Origin of the sequence: Paenibacillus sp. CR_12 (genome assembly GCF_041953985.1) — a bacterium.
In the GTDB taxonomy this organism is placed as follows: domain Bacteria; phylum Bacillota; class Bacilli; order Paenibacillales; family Paenibacillaceae; genus Paenibacillus_AQ; species Paenibacillus_AQ lautus_A.
This window is the reverse complement of record NZ_JAVFHO010000005.1, coordinates 53,353-70,345: the sequence shown is the minus strand read 5'-3', so window position 1 is coordinate 70,345 and position 16,993 is coordinate 53,353. Positions and strand designations below refer to the sequence as shown.

Here is a 16,993-nt window from a genome sequence, read left to right as displayed (position 1 = left end):
TTGTGTATATGGAAGGAAACTTTTAGATCGTAAACTTATAGATCGTCAAAGCCGTTGTCGTCGCCCACTTTGCCGTAGTTACGGGATTTGGCTTCGAAGAAGTCGGTTTTCGTTGCGTTGAGGGCTTCGTCGGAGAAAGGCTTGATCCATGGCATGCAGTTGACGTCCACGCCTTCGTAAGCTTTTTCCAGACCCATCATGGTGATGCGACGGTTCGCGATGTACTTGATGTAATCGCTCAACTCGTTCAGATCGATGCCGCGCACATTGCTGAGCGTGTAGTGGGCCCAGTTGGTTTCGAGCTCGACGGCACGGTCAATGGTGCGGTACAGGTAGTCGATGTTCTCTTTGGTGTTCAGCTCAGGGAAATCCTTGAGCAGCTGCTTGAACACTTCGGCGAAGAAGTAGCAGTGCTGGTTCTCGTCACGCTGAATATAGGAGATCATCTGGCTGGTTGCCATCATCTTCTGGTCACGGGCCAGGTTGTAGAAGAAGGCAAACGTGCTGTAGAAGAAAATCCCTTCCAGGATCAGGTCGGCGACCATGGCTTCGAAGAAGGATTGCGGCGACGGATTGTCGCGGAAATTCTGGTAAATGTTCGAGATGAACTGGTTGCGCTCCAGAAGTACCGGATCATGCTTCCAGTATTCGAAGATTTCCTTCTGCTCCTGCTCCGACACGATGGAGGAAAGCACGTAGGAATAGGATTGGTTGTGAACCACCTCTTGCTGACCGATGATGGCCGAGATGGCTTCGAGCGACGAGTCGGTGAAGTAACGCTTGACGTCGCCGACAAACATCGTCTGCATGGAATCGAGCACAGCCAGCAGGGAGATGTTGATTTTGAAGGTGCGCTGCTCTTCAGGGTCCAGGCGCGGGAACTGCTGCGCATCCTTGGACATCGGGATTTCATCCGCGATCCAGTGGTTCAGCAGCAGAACCTTATACAATTTATACATATGAGGCATCCGAATGTCGTTCCAGTTCAGGATACCGGAGCATTCACCTTCAATGACGCGAGTGGAGCGGTTGGGTGCTTCGGTGTTAAATATCTTTTGCATTTGCATGCCGATTTTCTCTCCTTGTATTTCATAATAGGGCGGCGCATAGGCGAAGCCTGAGGGAAACCTCCCAGCATATTCATGGGACGGGTATCCACACCGGGACGGGTATCCATCTCCAGCCGCTGTTGTCCGCCCTTTGCCTTAATGTATTTTAAAGGTTGCAAGGGGCTCCCAAAGGCGGACGTAAACTCTTCCGATTGGATACCCTTACCCTTGTAGTCTTTTATTAGAAAGCTATTCCCGCCTGCTATGCGAGACCCCCCGCACGCAGCCGCTCGATGTTTGTATTGAACCAAGCTTCCAGCGATTCCCGAAGGGAAAGCGCTCCTAGCAGATAGTAACTCAACAAATCGCATGAAGTAACTCAGAAGTCCCGCACCGCATGAGAAGCGATTCCCAAAGGGAGAGCGATCCACGCAGGCAGTAACTCAATAAATCGCGCGAAGTAACTCAAAGGTCCCCGCACCGCATGAGAAGCGATTCCCAAAGGGAGAGCGATCCACGCAGACAGTAACTCAACAAATCGCACGAAGTAACTCAAAGGTCCCCGCACCGCATGAGAAGCGATTCCCAAGGGGAAAGCGATCCCAGCAGGTAGTAACTCAATAAATCGCACGAAGCAGCTCATTCGTCTCCGCGCCGCATGAGAAGCGATTCCCAAAGGGAGAGCGATCCCAGCAGGCAGTAACTCAACAAATCGCACGAAGCAGCTCATTCGTCTCCGCACCGCATGAAAAGCAATTCCCAAGGGGAGAGCGATCTCAGCAGACAGTAACTCAACAAATCGTACGAAGCAGCTCATTCGTCTCCGCGCCGCATGAGAAGCGATTCCCAAGGGGAGAGCGATCTCAGCAGACAGTAACTCAACAAATCGTACGAAGCAGCTCATTCATCTCCGCGCCGCATTCCAGCGTTCCCGCAGGGAGAAAGCGCTCCTAGCCACTAAAGCAACTTAAGAAGCGCCTCATTCACATCCAACCCACCTTGCGGGTGTCCAGAGGGCAGAGCCCTTGGGGCCCTCCCTTGGAAGGGAGGGTTTGGGTGGGTTCGAAAAAGGTTAATCTAAACTCTTAGCTTGCGCACGACTCACACTCTTCAATCGTCAGCGCGCGGCTGCGTACATAGTACGTGGATTTGATGCCGGCTTTCCAGGCATGCAGATGCAGCTCCAGGAATTCCGAAGCCCGGATATCAGGGCGGACGTACAGGTTAAAGCTTTGCGCTTGGTCAACGTGACGCTGACGGGCGGCAGCCATTTTGATGGACCAATGCTGGTCGATCAAGAAAGCCGTTTTATAGTACCAGATCGTTTTCTCGGACAGATCCGGAGCAGGGTTCGCCACTTTATAAGTGGTTTTTTCTTCATAAGACAGAAGTTCGTACAATGGATCGATGCTCGCCGTGGAGCCCGCGATGATCGAGGTGGAGCCGTTCGGCGCGATGGCAAACAGCCATGCGTTACGAACGCCGTTCGCTTGCACTTCCTGCTGCAATTCACGCCACTGTTCGGTGGTCACGAACTTGCCTTCATGCTCGCCGTCGGTATAACCGCGGAACGTGAAGTACTCGCCGCTCTCCCAGTCGGAGCCTTTGAATTTCGGGTAGTGGCCTTTTTCCTTGGCCAACTCCATGCTGGATTTGACGAGCAGGTAGTTGATGTGTTCGTACAGATTGTCATTATAGGCAACGGCTTCGTCGGATTCCCAGCGGATGCCTTCCAGCGCCAGCAAGTGGTGCAGACCGAAGGTGCCGAGACCGACCGCGCGATATTGGCTGTTGGTGTATTGAGCTTGCAGAACTTCAATATTGTTAATGTCGATGACGTTATCCAGCATGCGAACCTGGATCGGAACGAGACGCTCCAGCACACCGGCAGGTACGGCACGGGCCAAGTGGATGGAGTTCAGGTTGCAGACAACGAAATCGCCAGGGATTTTGGAAATTACGATCCGGGTTTGGCCGTCTTTCGTAACCAGCTCCTCTTGCTCAACGACCGTCGGAGATTGGTTCTGCATGATCTCCGTGCACAGGTTGGAAGAGTAGATCATGCCATGAGCCGAGTTCGGGTTTGCACGGTTGACCGTGTCGCGGTAGAACATGTACGGCGTACCCGTTTCAAGCTGGGATTTCATGATGCGCTTCATAATGTCGATGGCTTGTACGGTAATGCGCGGCAGCAGCGGGTTCGCTACGGCTTCCGCGTATTTTTGGCGGAATTCGCCTTCGCCTTGAGTATGGTCATAGAAGTCCTCCAGACCTAGCGGACGGCCGTTCTCGTCTTTCCAGCCCATGATTTTCTTCACTTCATGCGGACAGAACAGGCTCCACTCTTCACGAGCTTCGACAGCCTCCATGAACAGGTCGGGCAGGCATACGCCATGGAACACGTCATGCGCTCTCATGCGCTCGTCGCCGTTGTTCAGCTTCAGATCCAGGAAGGACAGGATGTCTTTGTGGAACACGTCCAAGTACACCGCGATGGCGCCTTTACGGGTTCCCAATTGGTCCACGCTAACAGCGGTGTTGTTCAGCTGGCGAATCCAAGGGATAACGCCGGAGCTGGTGTTCTTGTGTCCGCGGATATCGGAGCCGCGTGCGCGGACTTTGCCGAGGTACACCCCGATGCCGCCGCCCATTTTGCTGAGACGGGCGATGTCCGTATTGGAATCGAAGATTCCTTCCAGGGAGTCGTCCACGGTATCGATGAAGCAGCTGGACAGCTGGCCGGCTACTTTTTTACCTGCATTGGACATGGTCGGCGTAGCCGCCGTCATGTACAGGTTACTCATGGCCCAGTAGGCTTCCTTGACAAGGTCAAGACGCTTGTCGGCAGGCTCGTTATGCATGAGGAACATCGCGATGACCATGTAGCGTTCTTGCGGAAGTTCCATGACGCGACCGTCAAAGTCGTTTGCCAGGTAACGCTCAGCCAGCGTCAACAGACCGATGTAGTCAAACAGCAGATCGCGGCTTGGATCGATGCATTCGCCGAGTTCTTCGATTTGTTCTTTGGTGTAGCTGGTCAGAAGGTCCTCGCGATAGATGCCTTTTTGCACAAGCTCCGTAATGAGCGGGTAGAAGGCACCGTATGGTTCTTCCGGGTATGCTTTGTATCGGCGGTTGGTAGCCGCTTTTTTATATAAAGAGGTCAGAAACGAACGCGCAGCTGCAAACTTCCAATTCGGCTCCTCTTTGGTTACAAGCTCAAGGGCGGACATCGTGAAGGCGCTGCTGATTTCTTCGCCGGTAACCTGCTCACCGCGCAATTTGGCATTGACGCCGCGAAGCAGACGCTCCTTATCGAGCATGTCCAATCCTTTCAGAGTCCGGTCGGCATAGACGGAGAGGCGAATTTCATCAAAGGCGAGCTGACGGTTGTTCGGTTTAACTACGAGCTGGGGCATGAATAAATTCCTCGCTTTCTTCGGGGGAAATATGAAAAAGGACATCAAAAAAACATTTTCTAAAACCCGCGGGCAGGCTTGAAAATGTCCGTGCGCTGTGATTCGGAAATGACGTTTGACATAAGCCCTTGAACGGGCATGATGTTATGTACAGACGCAAGTTTAACGAACACTTACCTAAAGCCCCGTAGGTTGGTGTCTGCTGCATATAGGCAGGTCTCTGACTCGGGCTTCTGCCTCACGACGGTGCCTCCCGAAAACCTTGATCCGATTCTTCGGCGGCTATGCCGTATGAGGATGGCTGAAAAATAATGATGAACAGCGTAAGAGCCCTTACAGTGGCGGGACCGTGATGGATTTACACCATGCTTCCCTATTAAGCCGGACTGCCTTATGGGTTGATCCGGCACCTATATACACTATATTTGGTTGTTGTTAATCTAATTTAACCCAATATATTGTGTTTGTAAACCATATTCTTAAAATTGAACGCAAAAAGAATTATAGCAAACGAGCGGTCATTGTGCCAGTTAAGAAACTGTCAAAAGGCGATAAGATTTCCTGGATTGTGACCAAATGCGACCTTTTCTGCGCAGATACCGCGTATATTCTCGTTTTGACAAAATAGGATATTACCGTATGGATGAGGCGGGAAGGATACACTATATCTTGTGTGAAGCTAAAATTGAAGGGCTTTGATATGGCGGACCGAAATTGGTATGATATCCGTATCCGGAATTGGAATTGGAGAATGGAAGAGCATCGCATGATTGAGATATGACGAGGGAGGTTGTTCAGATGGCAATAGCAGAGGTAACGGTGATTCCGATCGGAACCGCAACCACGAGTTTAAGCGCTTATGTCGCCGAGATGCAGCGAATATTGAAACAGCAGGAAGGGATTTCCTATGAGCTGACATCGATGAGCACGATCATCGAGGGAGAGCTTAACATGATCTGGCGGGCGATTGAGGCTTTGCATGAAGCGCCTTTTCTGTCCGGGGCAAAGCGCGTATCGACTTCCGTTAAAATTGACGACCGCAGGGATCAGGTCTCCTCGAGCAAACAGAAGATTCAATCCGTGCAGGAGAAATTAGGCGGGTAATGCCGCCAAATTCGGTGGATATTCCCGTTAGAATAGGGCTTGCATTTTGCTGCCGAAGTATTATAATAATTTTTGTTGTTTCGTGAGGAATGTCATCGAACCACATGTGCTGGTGTAGCTCAGGGGTAGAGCAACGCACTCGTAATGCGTAGGTCGGGGGTTCAATTCCCTTCACCAGCATCTTCATAAAGTCAATAACGGCGCGGTTTTCCGTCATTCGGGAACCGGGCCGTTATTTGTACGTGTTAGCGAATGCGCAATATTATTCGTTCCCATCAAAATGATAAATTAGTTGCACAACGCCTGAGGAGAACGTTCTTGTATTCACCATTTTTAAATTCAACCTCTGTTTTATATCCACAAACAGCGGTTTTCCTTCTCCCAAAACGACAGGGTGAACGGATAATCGATATTCATCAACAAGTCCCAAATTGATAAAAGTCGTAATAAGACTTGCCCCTCCGTACAGCCAGATGTCTTTCCCAGGCTTATTCTTTAATTTATTTACTTCTTCAAGAATGCGATCATTTATGAATATTGCTTTATGATCAGTCCCCTTTTGCGTCCTGGAAAACACATACTTTTCTTTACTATGGACCAATTCCCAAAACTCTTTTTCAGAATCCGCATGTCCAATTTCCGGAGTGAATTGTCCCCATAAATCATAGCTTTTTCTTCCATACAAAATGGTATCGATTTGATTTAAAAAATGATTAAACCCCATTTCAGAGTCCATAATGCACCAATCAACTTCACCATGTTTTCCTTCAATAAAACCATCCAAAGTAACCGCTAAATCTAAAATTATTCTTCGTGCCATGATTTATTGCTCCTTTCGTTACGTTAATCTACCATCCAGTATAGACCTCAAATACGTCACCTTATGTCATAAAACGCTAACCTCGTTAAAATGATTTTATGTAAATTGAAGTCGTTCCCTCCTGGAGCGGCTTTTTTTATTTCTTCGAAGGAGCGTGATATGATATGAAATAAATTGATGGAATGGTTGGTACAGAAGGTGAATGCAACTTTTTCTTGAGGTGATATTTTGGGCGATAGACCATTTAAAGCTTTGAGATATATATTCACGTGGATAGCCTTTATTTTTGTTATATGCGTTTGGTTCAGTTCTCACAAAACGTTATATTTAGGGTTTGTAACGCTGTCTGTAAGTGCCGGATACCTAATGCACATTGTTGGAGTGAAAAGAGGGGAAAGTGAAGATAGCAAACTGTTCTTATCCATCATTTCGTGTTGTTTATGTTTTTTAGTCTCGTTATATATTTTTTGTATAACACTTTAGCCCGCCAGCATTAAGCTGACGGGCTTCAGTTTTCTAACGGCATATAAATTAGCAAAATCCTAAGAATAACATAATTCTAATCAGCAGACATGGCCTCTGCTTTTGTTTCGTGGACCGTGCCAAATGGATGCTCTGGAGGGGCATATATCACGTATATTTTTAGCGGTACGCTGCCCATATTGGTGACATTGTGCCATTTTCCAGCAGGTATCATGATGGCATAGCCATCATAGGCCATTTGTTGAAAATCTAAATTATGTTTGCTATCGCCCATTTGAACAAGCCCTTGACCTTGTTCAATGTGTATGAATTGGTCGGTTGTTGGGTGAACCTCTAATCCAATGTCATCTCCAACATGAATGCTCATTAGGGTCACTTGTAAGTGCTTCCCTGTCCATAAAGCGGTTCGGTACGTATTGTTTTGTTTCGCAGCTTGATCAATATTCAGTACAAGTGGTCCTCGCCCATAATCCGTTATTTGAATATCTTCATCATCACGATTCCAACGGGCATCATACCAACTGAAATAATGAGGATTCAAGCTATGAAGCCGGTTATAATCGTTCCAGTATTGATATCTCGGATCAAACACTTGATAAGGGTAACATGGATCGCGGTACATGTTCATTCTCCTTTTATCGTTTCATCATTTTCCGATTATCCTATGCTGCTGCCTAATTAAACGATTCGAAAATGGGCTAGGGCCTATAACTTAAGACAAGCGGTAAGCTAAGACATGGATATCGTCTTGGACTGCCGCTTTCAGATTTTAAGTTACCCTTGTTAGCCATAACGATAACGCCACTAACAACGCCTAACAACAAATAAGCCAATATTATGGTTAGGACGCCTTTAATCCCTTTCAGAATAAACCTCTTATAAATGGCGCTATCAATCATAGGTGATAGTATTAGACCTAATATGATAAAAATAAAAAGTTTGGTACGAAATTGAACGCAAAGATGCCGCTATAAGAAGAATAATCAACGTTAGGAACCCTTTCAGAGATGGGTGTGCCTATTCTCCAAGAGCTAAATAGGGTATATGCAATGGCTGATAGCAACGCGGCCCCCCAAAAGCGGTATTTGGCAGTGCCGTGCTGGTCCCGTGATATAATTCGGATAAAAAAGTGGAGCGTGGACAGATGCTTAGACTGGAGAGTGTAGAGAAGAATCAAATAGGCGTTTATGCAGCAGCCTTGATATTAGGTGCAGTAATGGGCTTATTAAGTCCCGCCATAGGCATGTTTGTTGAGCCTGCCATATCATTCATGATTGCCATTCTTCTTTTCAGCATGTTTTGTCAAATTCCATTCCTTAAGCTGAGGGAGGCTTTATCCAACGGGCGTTTTATAGGAGCTTTATTGCTTGTGAATTTTGTTCTGACACCGGTTCTCGTCTTTATTCTAACCTTGGTATTTCCTCAACCGGCTCCCGTTTTACTTGGTGTTTGCTTTGTGCTTCTGACGCCATGCATTGATTATGTTATTGTTTTTACACAGTTAGGGAAAGGGAATGAGCGATTGATTCTTGCGTCCACACCGATCCTTTTTGTAGTACAAATGATTATGCTTCCGTTTTACTTGTGGCTTTTCCTTGGCTTGGTAGCAGCAGAAATGGTCAAGGTGGGCCCATTTGTCGAGGCATTTATCTTCTTGATTATCGTCCCGTTGCTTCTTGCTTTGGCTGCACAGTTCTGGGCCAAGAAAAGTGCCAAGGGTTCAAAATCGTTGCAATTAACCGCATGGCTCCCAGTACCCTTTATGGCAATCGTTCTTTTTGTAGTCATTGCTTCACAAATCGGGAGGGTGTATGAAGATCTTAGCGTTATCATAGCGGTTATTCCCATTTATGTTCTATTCCATATCATGACGCCGTTTATTTCACGGGCGTCTTCGGCGTTTTTTCGAATCGGACCCAAGGATGGGAGAGCGCTTATATTTAGTGCAGGGACACGGAATTCATTAGTCGTTCTTCCTTTAGCACTTACCCTGCCTGAGGAAATGGCTACGATTGCAGCAGCGGTAATCGTCACTCAAACCGTGATAGAGCTAATTGCCGAGCTTGTTTATATACGTATCGTGCCAAATTTGATTTACCGGGATTGAAAATAAGTTACCGCCTGACTGAACAGGAAATATCGTCGCCGAGTGACATTTGGATCGCTGGCAGAGGCTGGCGGGGGTATTTTTTGTCTATGAGCAGTACATGCGCCCTGACACTTCATGAAATTTTGAATACGTTATATCGTATCGTAAGCAAAGGAGGGAATCTCATGGGCGAAGTTGGATACGGCGGGTATAACTCTGTCGGAGCGATTCTTGTTCTCTTCATCTTGTTGGTCATCATTACTGCTTCTTTCTGGGTATAATTTCGTTTCTTTCGCGTAACAAAAAGCCCTGCCGACTCATGTCGGCAGGGCTTTTTAAATCCTAAAGGGATGATCGGTAATGGGGCTCAAAATATAACCATCAGGATACCGAATACGAGTACGATCGATCCCAGAACCACCAGAAGAATCCCGCTGGATTTTATATAGCGAATGTAGTCGGAATCAGGCTCCGACCCATACTTTATGTTCCACATTTTATATAAGGACCCCCATGTGGGTTTGCGCATCCTCATGACACCACGAATGATAAGAGCTGTAGCGAACACGATAAGTACAAATCCAGACATATAACCCGTCTCCGATCGGTTAGAATAGAAGTAACACGGATGAAATCACCGCCTAGCCAAACATGAAGGCAATCTCCGGGAAAGTTCCATTGTATGCATAATATCAGGGATTCCGGATGAAATGAAGCTTGGGCCTGGGGGACAAGAGGTCAGCTCAAAACCGTAACCGGGCCATTCGATATAGGCTCCAGCAAACACCGACCGTACCCCATTGGAGTATCTTATATATTATACTCGTCCTTGCAGTAGGATCTATAGTTGCCTTGCCTAGTAAACGTGGAAGCATGAGCGGAAGGAAGGGACGCGGCCCACTTCGCTGTATTTAGCCACCAGGCTATTCAACAACCTACAAAGGCGGTGAACGATCGTGAAAAAGGTTTGGATTGACGCAGGACATGGCGGAAAGGATGCCGGAGCCACCGGAAACGGGCTGCAGGAAAAGGATATCGTATTAGCGTTGTCCCTAGCCGTGAAAAAACGATTGGAAGCCGAATACGACGGCGTTCAGGTATTCCTCTCCCGATCTTCCGACGTGTTTCTGGAATTGGCGGAACGGACCGATAAGGCAAACGCCGCCGGTGCCGATGTCCTGGTAAGCATCCACTGTAACGCAGGCGGCGGTGCAGGGGGCTTCGAGTCATATCGATATACCTCCGCAAGCCCTGGTTCGGTAAAACTCCAGAATGTTATTCATTCGGAGGTTATGAGCACGATTACATCCTACGGGGCAAGTGATCGAGGACAGAAGGCGGCTAACCTGCATATGGTCCGTGAATCTAAAATGCCTGCGGTGTTGACCGAGAATCTGTTTATCGATGTGGCAGCGGATGCAGCCAAGCTGAAACGGCCGGACGTGCTGGACGCTCTGGCGAGAGGCCATGTCAACGGCATTGCCAAATACCTGGGACTTCAGAAGAAAGAGGGGGCTGCTGCGGTGAGCGATAAGGTCAATGTCATTGTAAACGGTAAGCAGATCGAAGATGGCAAGCTGGAGAATGGCGTGACCTATGTACCGCTCCGGGCCATCGGTGAGGCATTAGGCGCCAAGGTGGGATGGGATAACAAGACCAAGACGGCTACGGTGACGACCGAATAGACTCGAGTCCGGTGGCTTTTAGATGAAGTGCCTTCCTCGCCGTATCTTGATGCAGATGCACAAGGACGCGTTCATGTTGAACAATTTATGTCTCTTTAATCGTAATTTAAGCTTCCCTTAATATTTGGGGCATAAGATAAAAGCACCCCTTTTAAAAAAATATATCAGAAGCCCCTCTAACATCGGTTAGAGGGGCTTCTTTGGTTGTCTTCCCTTATTAGAGGAAAGACCCGGGGTACGGTACTGATGGAATATTTACAATCCCAGCCATTTCGTAATATAAGCGGATACGGCTAATTCCTGAAAATCCTGCCAGCTGCGAAATGGGGTATGCTCAACGATAAACGGGTTAATCGTGCGACCTTGTATGAATTCGTCAAAATCTTCATCGGTGCTTCCCTCGTATCCAGCGGCCTTCAGCAAGTGATCGATGGAAGAAAACTTCGTATGTCTTTGAATAAATGATTCCGAGAACAGTTCTTCCACGGGCACCTCTTGTTTCATGTCCGAGAGCCTTGCGGCATTTTCGCGAATTTCTGATAGCTTCTCTTCGTCCAGTCCGTCTAATCCACTGATCCCAGTATTCATTATGCCCACCTCCAAAAAGTTGCACGTCACTCTATTATACATATACGAGTATGCTGAATTATCGGATTCGCTTTTTTTTGAAGCGGGTATTGACTCGCTAGATTTATATAGGAAGAAAAGACGGAATTGCAGGAAGGAGAATGAATCATTTCTCTAACTGATGCGATTCTTTAGGCACTTTTTAATTCAATTTTATAAAATGGGGAAAAATATCAAAAAGTTAAGAAAATAATAGAAAAATAATATATGGTATGATAATGTGGTATATATTACCTATAGGGGATTGGGAAGTTGTGCTTGACTCGTTTGAGTTTGACCAAAAAGTAAGCGCGGATATGTTTTCGTCAAGCGCTGATGAAGGGAATAAGTTCCTTATACTGAATTACACTGTTACGAATAATGGTAAAGAGGCAAAGGACTTCACTTCAATAATTGGCGGCGTTAGTATGAAAGCCATATTTAAAGAGGAATATGAATATAATTACACGGTAACCATGATCGATGGTGATCTGGGAACCGGCAGCATCAAACCTTTGGCTACAAAATCTGGATTCGTTGTCATAGAAGTACCCGATAGCGTTGCTGACTCTAAAGAAAGCTTGGTAGTCAAGCTTGAAGATAAGGACAAGGCCCAAATCACATTACGGTAACAACGAGATAACGACATTACTCATAATCAGGACTATCAACGAACGCCCGCTCTGTAAATGGATGCAGAAGCTAAGCGTTCGTTTTTTATTTATTATTACTTACAGTGAAAGCATCTTGAGATGAACGAATTCAAAGCTACAGAGTCATAAACGATCATCACATTATAATTATTCTTTACCTAGGAATGATCGGGGTTTTCATGTAGACTGGTAATGATTTACTGCCGGGCATGCCTGTGTTTGGGTGATGACGGTCCGTACATACTTGCTTGCATATGGGGGTGGGCACTGTGCCCAAAAAAGAAAAGGTATCCATGTCATGGCTGCTGCGGTATTTGAAGCCGGTAAAAGGACGGCTGATCCTGCTGCTGGCCATGCTGCTGACGTCGACCGGCTTGCAACTGCTGAATCCGCAGATTGTCAAACGCTTTATCGACACGGCAGCCGGCGGAGGCGTGATAGCCACGCTGATCCAGCTTGCGGGATTATTCCTGGTCGTGGCTGTGTTGAACCAGCTGATTACCGTAGCTGTCAGTTATCTGGGGAATGATATTTCATGGCGCGCGACGAACCGGCTCCGCGGCGATCTTTTGAAGCATTGCTTACGGCTGGATATGCGGTTTCATAATGTGAAAACGCCCGGCGAGATGATTGAGCGGATTGACGGAGACGTGACGAATATCTCGAATTTCTTTGCGATGTTCATCGTGCAGGTGATCGGCAGCTTCGTGCTGCTTGCCGGCATATTGGGATTCATGTTTACGGTCAATTTGCCCATCGCGATCGTGATGACGGTGTTCACGCTGCTGTCCATTCTGTTCATGGTGTTCATCCGGAATATGGGCGTCAATTCCTCCAAGAACGAACGGGAAGCCAGCGCTTCGCTGTTCGGATTGATTGAGGAACGCATCGCCGGCATCGAGGATGTTCAGGCGAACGGCAACGTGCCGTACGTCATGAACCGGTTTCACCGCTTGATGCGCAGCGTGTTCCTGAAGGGGAGAAAAGCCTGGATGCTCCGCGTCGTACCCTGGAACACCACGGTGATCCTGTTTGCCCTAGCGGTTACCGCAGTCCTGTTACTGGGGGTACGCTATTATTTGATCGATGAAATTACGCTGGGAACCCTGTTCCTGATCTATCAATATACGCAGATGTTAAACGATCCGATCGAGATGCTGGGCGACCAAGTGCAGGAGTTCCAGAAAGCGAAATCCGGCATGCTGCGCTCCAGAGAGCTGCTGTCCAACAAGAGCGAGATCGTGGACGGGGAGCAGGAAGAGCTGCCCGAAGGCGCGCTCGGTTTGGAGTTTGAGGGCGTCAACTTCAGTTACAACGCGGATAAACCGGTATTAAAGGACATTAACTTCGAAGTGAAGCCGGGTGAACGCCTGGGGATCATCGGACGTACCGGCAGCGGGAAGTCGAGTCTCAGCCGCATTCTGCTTCGGCTGTATAACATCGACAGCGGGGTCATCCGCGTCGGAGGCACGGATATCACGAAGCTGAAGCTGCCGGCGCTTTACCGCCGGGTGGGGATGGTTACGCAGGATGTGCAGCTGTTCGACGGCTCGCTGCGCGACAACCTGACGCTGTTCGATCACGGCGTGTCGGACGAATTCATCCTGGAAACGACGGAGCGTCTCGGGCTTCGGCAGTGGATCGATGCGCAGCCGGAAGGTCTGGATACGCATCTGACCACAGGCGGGGCCTCGTTGTCCGCCGGGGAAGCGCAGCTGTTTGCGTTAACCCGGGTATTTTTGACGCAGCCGAGCCTGGTGATTCTGGATGAACCCTCTTCCCGCTTGGACGCCGCAACGGAGACCATGCTGCAGGCAGCCGTCGATCAGCTGATGAGCAGTTGTACGGGCATCATCATCGCGCATCGGCTGGCTACCCTGGAGCAGGTGGATAAAATCATGGTGCTGGGTGACGGACGAATTCTGGAATTCGGCGCACGGGAAGCACTTGCTTTAGATCCGGCATCGCATTATGCGAGACTGCTGAGCACAGGCAGAGAGGAGGAGCTGGCGTGACCATCACGGGTTTTATAGGGCGGCTGTTTCGATTTAGACCCTCATTATTTTTAATCAACGGTTTATTGTGGTGCATCTTTCATTCGCTGCCGTTATTGATCGGGCTCGGAATGCAGTGGTTTTTCGACCGGGCCACATCGAATTCCACGGATTATGTATGGCTGGCCGTTCCTTTGATTTTTATTGCCGTTGTAAGGGTCGCGCGGGTGGGGACGTTCTTTGCAGCCTTCTATCAATGGGTAACGTATATTTATCATATCCAGGCTATCTTGCGCACCAACATGCTGGCGGGGATCATGCGCTGGCCGGGACGGAATTTGCCGGCTTCTCCAGGGGAGGCGATGAGTCGCTTCCGCGATGACGTGGATGAAGTGGTGGAATACGTGGAGTCCTGGGTGGATTTTTGGGGACGCCTTGTTTTTGCGCTCGTATCCGTTGTCATCATGGCAAGCATTAACTGGAAAATCATGCTGGTGGCCGTGCTGCCGCTCGTGGTGGTCACGCTCCTGAACAATTTATCCGGCAACCGCGCACGGCGTTACGGCCTGAAGAACCGGGAAGCTACGGGGCGCATCACCAGCTTCATTGCCGAAACCTTCGGCGCGGTTCAAGCCTTGAAGCTCGGGCAGGCCGAAGATCATGTCCATGAACGCTTCACGAAGCTGAATGAGGACCGCCGGCAGGCAGCGCTGAAGGATAATCTGTTCAAACAATGGATGCGGTCCCTGAACCAGCATGTGCTGAGCATTTGTACGGGGCTGATCCTGTTGATGTGCGCAACCGAGATGCAGGCCGGACATTTTACCGTCGGGGATTTTGCGTTGTTTACGACGTACCTGGCCAATATCGGGTTCAGCATTTCCTTGTTCGGATATATGGTGTTCCAGCACAAACGGCTGAAGGTTTCCTTTGACCGTATGCGCTCGCTGTTCCGCCCCGGCGAGGAGGACCGGATTATTGAGGCGAGGGAAACGTATCTGAACGAAGATCCTCCGGAACTGCCTCTCATTCGCAGGGAGCCGGGGGAGAAGCTCAAAGAGCTGGAGGTAAAGAATTTATCCTATCATTATCCGAATTCGGAGAATGGGATATCGAATATCAACTTCCGCTTGGAGCGCGGCAAGTTTCTGGTGGTGACCGGCCGAATCGGGGCCGGGAAATCGACGCTTGTCCGGACCCTGCTGGGGCTGCTGCCCAAGCAGGCGGGCACGATTCGCTGGAACGGGGAAGAAGTCGATCCGGCTACCTTCCTGATGCCCCCTCGGGCGGCTTATACCCCGCAGGTTCCAAGGCTGTTCAGCGATCCTTTGAGAGAGAACATCGTGCAAGGGAAGAAAGAGCGGGCCGAGGAAGCGCTGGAACGGGCCGTCCGGCTGGCCGTCATGGAGAAGGACATCGAGAATCTGGATCAAGGGCTGGAGACGTTTGTCGGCCCGAGAGGCGTCATGCTGTCGGGGGGACAGATCCAGCGCGCGGCCACGGCGCGCATGCTGATGACCGGCGCTGATCTGTACATCTTCGACGATCTGTCCAGCGCGCTGGACGTGGAGACGGAGCAGCTGGTATGGGAGGGAATGTTCAAGGAGCGTGACGTCACCTGCATTGCAGTATCGCACCGCAGGGCGGCTCTGTCCAAGGCCGATCATATCATCGTCATGAAGGATGGACGGATCGAAGCGGAGGGAAGCTTGGCGGAGCTGCTCGCCACGAGCGAAGAGATGCAGCTGTTATGGCAGGGTCAGTCCACGACCGAGACCGAGGCCGCGGTAGCGGATGAAGCCGAGGTTAGCAAGGTATAACATTCAATGTGGTTTGGAATTGGGGATGTTTGAACAGGTTTAAGAGCAAGGCAGCTTCCGTTGGTGAGGAGGCTGCCTTGTTTCGTATAATGATGGGTGGAATATACTGGAATTACTTCGGTCATATAAGGGAGAGTTCTGCATGAAGAATCGCAAGTTCTTGATCACTTTCGGTCATAACCTGGACCATAGCAACATGGATGATCTGGTGTCAGATCGCCTTTCCCGTCATAAGGTTCGGATACAGAAGGATTACTTCGATCCGTTGCTGCGCAAAGGGGCTGCGTTTATTCTAAACTATCAGATCATCGACACGAATGCGGACAGAGTCTCGCAGCGGTATTACTTGGATGACTACCACATAACGGAAGCCCAGTTGCAAGGCTTTCTGTACTCATTGAACAAGCTGAAGGGTACGCATGTGTTGTGCAATCCCAGGAGGCAGGGACATCACTGGACCGTCATCGACGAAATCGAGTACAGCTGTTATGCCTATCAGACATTGGACGGAAGGCATCTTCGTTTTACAGAATACCAAAATGATACCAGGGCGGATGCCGTCATGAAGAAGGGGATACCCCGGATTCCCGAGCATCAGCACTACCTTGCCTTGCCAACGGACTGCAGTCAGGAAGAGAAGGATCGGCGGTTGACCGATTGGATCTGCGGGATCATTGAAGCGGCAGGCAATGACCTTTAGTTTCAACGCCACTTCAAAGAATACCTTCTTGTATTCCCTCCACCCGGAAATACGCGATTGGCGTTTCGTCTGCCCATCCATGAACCTATCATGAATTCCATCGGCAGATTCTATTATTTTGCCTGCGGGAATAAGGATATAAGTACAAGCCGATCGATAGGCTCTAGGAATAGGATGTAGAAAATGAATGGAAAGGGTGGGTTTGTCATGGAATGGAGCGTCATTTTTCAACTGATCGATCCGCGGCTGTTCATGGTCGTTGCCGCTTGTTGGGTGATCGGATACGTGCTGAAGCAAACGCCTAAGGTTCCGAATTGGAGCATCGTATATGTGGTTATGGTCGTATCCATCCTGTTGACAACCGGCTTGATCGGCTGGAGCGTGGAGAATATCATCCAAGGCATCCTTGCGGGAGCGTTCGCCGTATTCGGGCATCAGGCCGTTAAACAAACGGCAGAGGCGATTGCGACCAGAAAGAAGTAAGAACGGCTGCAATGGGCCCCAGGATCATTTTGGTCTAAACCGAACGTTACCTTGTAGCCTGCGTCTCCCGACTGTTATCCTAAAGTGC

General features: G+C 49.1%; 14 protein-coding genes, 1 tRNA gene and 1 riboswitch. Of the genes, 10 read left to right on the top strand and 5 right to left on the bottom strand.

Annotation, left to right across the window (positions count from 1 at the left end):
* Window positions 1-35: 35 nt before the first annotated feature.
* Both RB297_RS19105 and RB297_RS19100 read right to left on the bottom strand, forming a co-directional pair.
* Window positions 36-1,067, bottom strand: coding sequence for a ribonucleotide-diphosphate reductase subunit beta (locus RB297_RS19105; protein ID WP_036670897.1), 1,032 nt, complete (start codon window positions 1,065-1,067; stop codon window positions 36-38).
* Window positions 1,068-2,134: 1,067 nt separating this feature from the next.
* Window positions 2,135-4,468, bottom strand: a complete 2,334-nt coding sequence (locus tag RB297_RS19100) for a ribonucleoside-diphosphate reductase subunit alpha (protein WP_012818853.1) — start codon at window positions 4,466-4,468, stop codon at window positions 2,135-2,137.
* 194 nt (window positions 4,469-4,662) lie between these two features.
* Window positions 4,663-4,897: riboswitch (cobalamin riboswitch) on the bottom strand.
* A 369-nt stretch (window positions 4,898-5,266) separates the two neighbouring features.
* Between RB297_RS19100 and RB297_RS19095 the strand changes: the two genes are divergently transcribed.
* Together RB297_RS19095 and RB297_RS19090 are read left to right on the top strand one after the other, a co-directional pair.
* Window positions 5,267-5,572 (top strand): MTH1187 family thiamine-binding protein, encoded by a 306-nt coding sequence (locus RB297_RS19095; protein WP_096774625.1) that lies wholly within the window; start codon window positions 5,267-5,269, stop codon window positions 5,570-5,572.
* A 108-nt stretch (window positions 5,573-5,680) separates the two neighbouring features.
* Window positions 5,681-5,752 (top strand) — tRNA-Thr (locus RB297_RS19090).
* Window positions 5,753-5,834: 82 nt separating this feature from the next.
* On the opposite strand, the gene RB297_RS19085 is transcribed toward RB297_RS19090, so the two are convergent.
* Together RB297_RS19085 and RB297_RS19080 are read right to left on the bottom strand one after the other, a co-directional pair.
* Window positions 5,835-6,392 carry a dihydrofolate reductase family protein gene (locus tag RB297_RS19085; RefSeq protein ID WP_277747768.1) on the bottom strand — a complete coding sequence of 186 codons (558 nt, stop codon included), beginning with the start codon at window positions 6,390-6,392 and terminating at the stop codon, window positions 5,835-5,837.
* Window positions 6,393-6,951: 559 nt separating this feature from the next.
* A complete protein-coding gene (locus tag RB297_RS19080; protein WP_192569822.1) occupies window positions 6,952-7,497 on the bottom strand; it encodes a cupin domain-containing protein in 546 nt (181 codons plus the stop codon).
* 522 nt (window positions 7,498-8,019) lie between these two features.
* On the opposite strand from RB297_RS19080, the gene RB297_RS19075 reads away from it, so the two are divergent.
* From RB297_RS19075 to RB297_RS19065, 3 genes are all read left to right on the top strand, one after another.
* Entirely contained in the window at window positions 8,020-8,982 is a 963-nt protein-coding gene (locus RB297_RS19075; protein ID WP_375121145.1) for an arsenic resistance protein, read from the top strand.
* 167 nt (window positions 8,983-9,149) lie between these two features.
* A complete protein-coding gene (locus RB297_RS19070; protein WP_012818867.1) occupies window positions 9,150-9,245 on the top strand; it encodes a hypothetical protein in 96 nt (31 codons plus the stop codon).
* Window positions 9,246-9,920: 675 nt separating this feature from the next.
* The gene (locus RB297_RS19065; RefSeq protein WP_375121144.1) at window positions 9,921-10,649 is read left to right on the top strand and encodes an N-acetylmuramoyl-L-alanine amidase; all 729 of its coding nucleotides are present in this window, start codon (window positions 9,921-9,923) and stop codon (window positions 10,647-10,649) included.
* 255 nt (window positions 10,650-10,904) lie between these two features.
* On the opposite strand, the gene RB297_RS19060 is transcribed toward RB297_RS19065, so the two are convergent.
* Window positions 10,905-11,237 (bottom strand): hypothetical protein, encoded by a 333-nt coding sequence (locus RB297_RS19060; RefSeq protein WP_009591801.1) that lies wholly within the window; start codon window positions 11,235-11,237, stop codon window positions 10,905-10,907.
* A 251-nt stretch (window positions 11,238-11,488) separates the two neighbouring features.
* Between RB297_RS19060 and RB297_RS19055 the strand changes: the two genes are divergently transcribed.
* The 5 genes from RB297_RS19055 to RB297_RS19035 all read left to right on the top strand — a co-directional run bounded on the left by RB297_RS19055 (window position 11,489) and on the right by RB297_RS19035 (window position 16,905).
* Window positions 11,489-11,887, top strand: coding sequence for a DUF4352 domain-containing protein (locus tag RB297_RS19055; protein WP_375121143.1), 399 nt, complete (start codon window positions 11,489-11,491; stop codon window positions 11,885-11,887).
* A 290-nt stretch (window positions 11,888-12,177) separates the two neighbouring features.
* Window positions 12,178-13,923 carry an ABC transporter ATP-binding protein gene (locus tag RB297_RS19050; RefSeq protein ID WP_036664595.1) on the top strand — a complete coding sequence of 582 codons (1,746 nt, stop codon included), beginning with the start codon at window positions 12,178-12,180 and terminating at the stop codon, window positions 13,921-13,923.
* Window positions 13,920-15,722 carry an ABC transporter ATP-binding protein gene (locus RB297_RS19045; protein WP_375121142.1) on the top strand — a complete coding sequence of 601 codons (1,803 nt, stop codon included), beginning with the start codon at window positions 13,920-13,922 and terminating at the stop codon, window positions 15,720-15,722. The genes RB297_RS19050 and RB297_RS19045 overlap by 4 nt, the downstream gene beginning before the upstream one ends.
* Window positions 15,723-15,864: 142 nt before the next feature.
* On the top strand, window positions 15,865-16,422 hold the full coding sequence (locus RB297_RS19040) for a hypothetical protein (RefSeq protein WP_375121141.1): 558 nt from the start codon (window positions 15,865-15,867) through the stop codon (window positions 16,420-16,422).
* 183 nt (window positions 16,423-16,605) lie between these two features.
* Window positions 16,606-16,905 carry a phage holin family protein gene (locus tag RB297_RS19035; RefSeq protein ID WP_009591821.1) on the top strand — a complete coding sequence of 100 codons (300 nt, stop codon included), beginning with the start codon at window positions 16,606-16,608 and terminating at the stop codon, window positions 16,903-16,905.
* Window positions 16,906-16,993 lie beyond the last annotated feature (88 nt).

What these genes read in the sequence shown, in the direction of transcription:
- RB297_RS19105 (WP_036670897.1), bottom strand. Translation starts at nt 1,067, where the DNA reads ATGCAAATGCAAAAGATATTTAACACCGAAGCACCCAACCGCTCCACT.
- RB297_RS19100 (WP_012818853.1), bottom strand. Translation starts at nt 4,468, where the DNA reads ATGCCCCAGCTCGTAGTTAAACCGAACAACCGTCAGCTCGCCTTTGAT.
- RB297_RS19095 (WP_096774625.1), top strand. Translation starts at nt 5,267, where the DNA reads ATGGCAATAGCAGAGGTAACGGTGATTCCGATCGGAACCGCAACCACG.
- RB297_RS19085 (WP_277747768.1), bottom strand. Translation starts at nt 6,392, where the DNA reads ATGGCACGAAGAATAATTTTAGATTTAGCGGTTACTTTGGATGGTTTT.
- RB297_RS19080 (WP_192569822.1), bottom strand. Translation starts at nt 7,497, where the DNA reads ATGTACCGCGATCCATGTTACCCTTATCAAGTGTTTGATCCGAGATAT.
- RB297_RS19075 (WP_375121145.1), top strand. Translation starts at nt 8,020, where the DNA reads ATGCTTAGACTGGAGAGTGTAGAGAAGAATCAAATAGGCGTTTATGCA.
- RB297_RS19070 (WP_012818867.1), top strand. Translation starts at nt 9,150, where the DNA reads ATGGGCGAAGTTGGATACGGCGGGTATAACTCTGTCGGAGCGATTCTT.
- RB297_RS19060 (WP_009591801.1), bottom strand. Translation starts at nt 11,237, where the DNA reads ATGAATACTGGGATCAGTGGATTAGACGGACTGGACGAAGAGAAGCTA.
- RB297_RS19055 (WP_375121143.1), top strand. Translation starts at nt 11,489, where the DNA reads ATGATAATGTGGTATATATTACCTATAGGGGATTGGGAAGTTGTGCTT.
- RB297_RS19040 (WP_375121141.1), top strand. Translation starts at nt 15,865, where the DNA reads ATGAAGAATCGCAAGTTCTTGATCACTTTCGGTCATAACCTGGACCAT.
- RB297_RS19035 (WP_009591821.1), top strand. Translation starts at nt 16,606, where the DNA reads ATGAATGGAAAGGGTGGGTTTGTCATGGAATGGAGCGTCATTTTTCAA.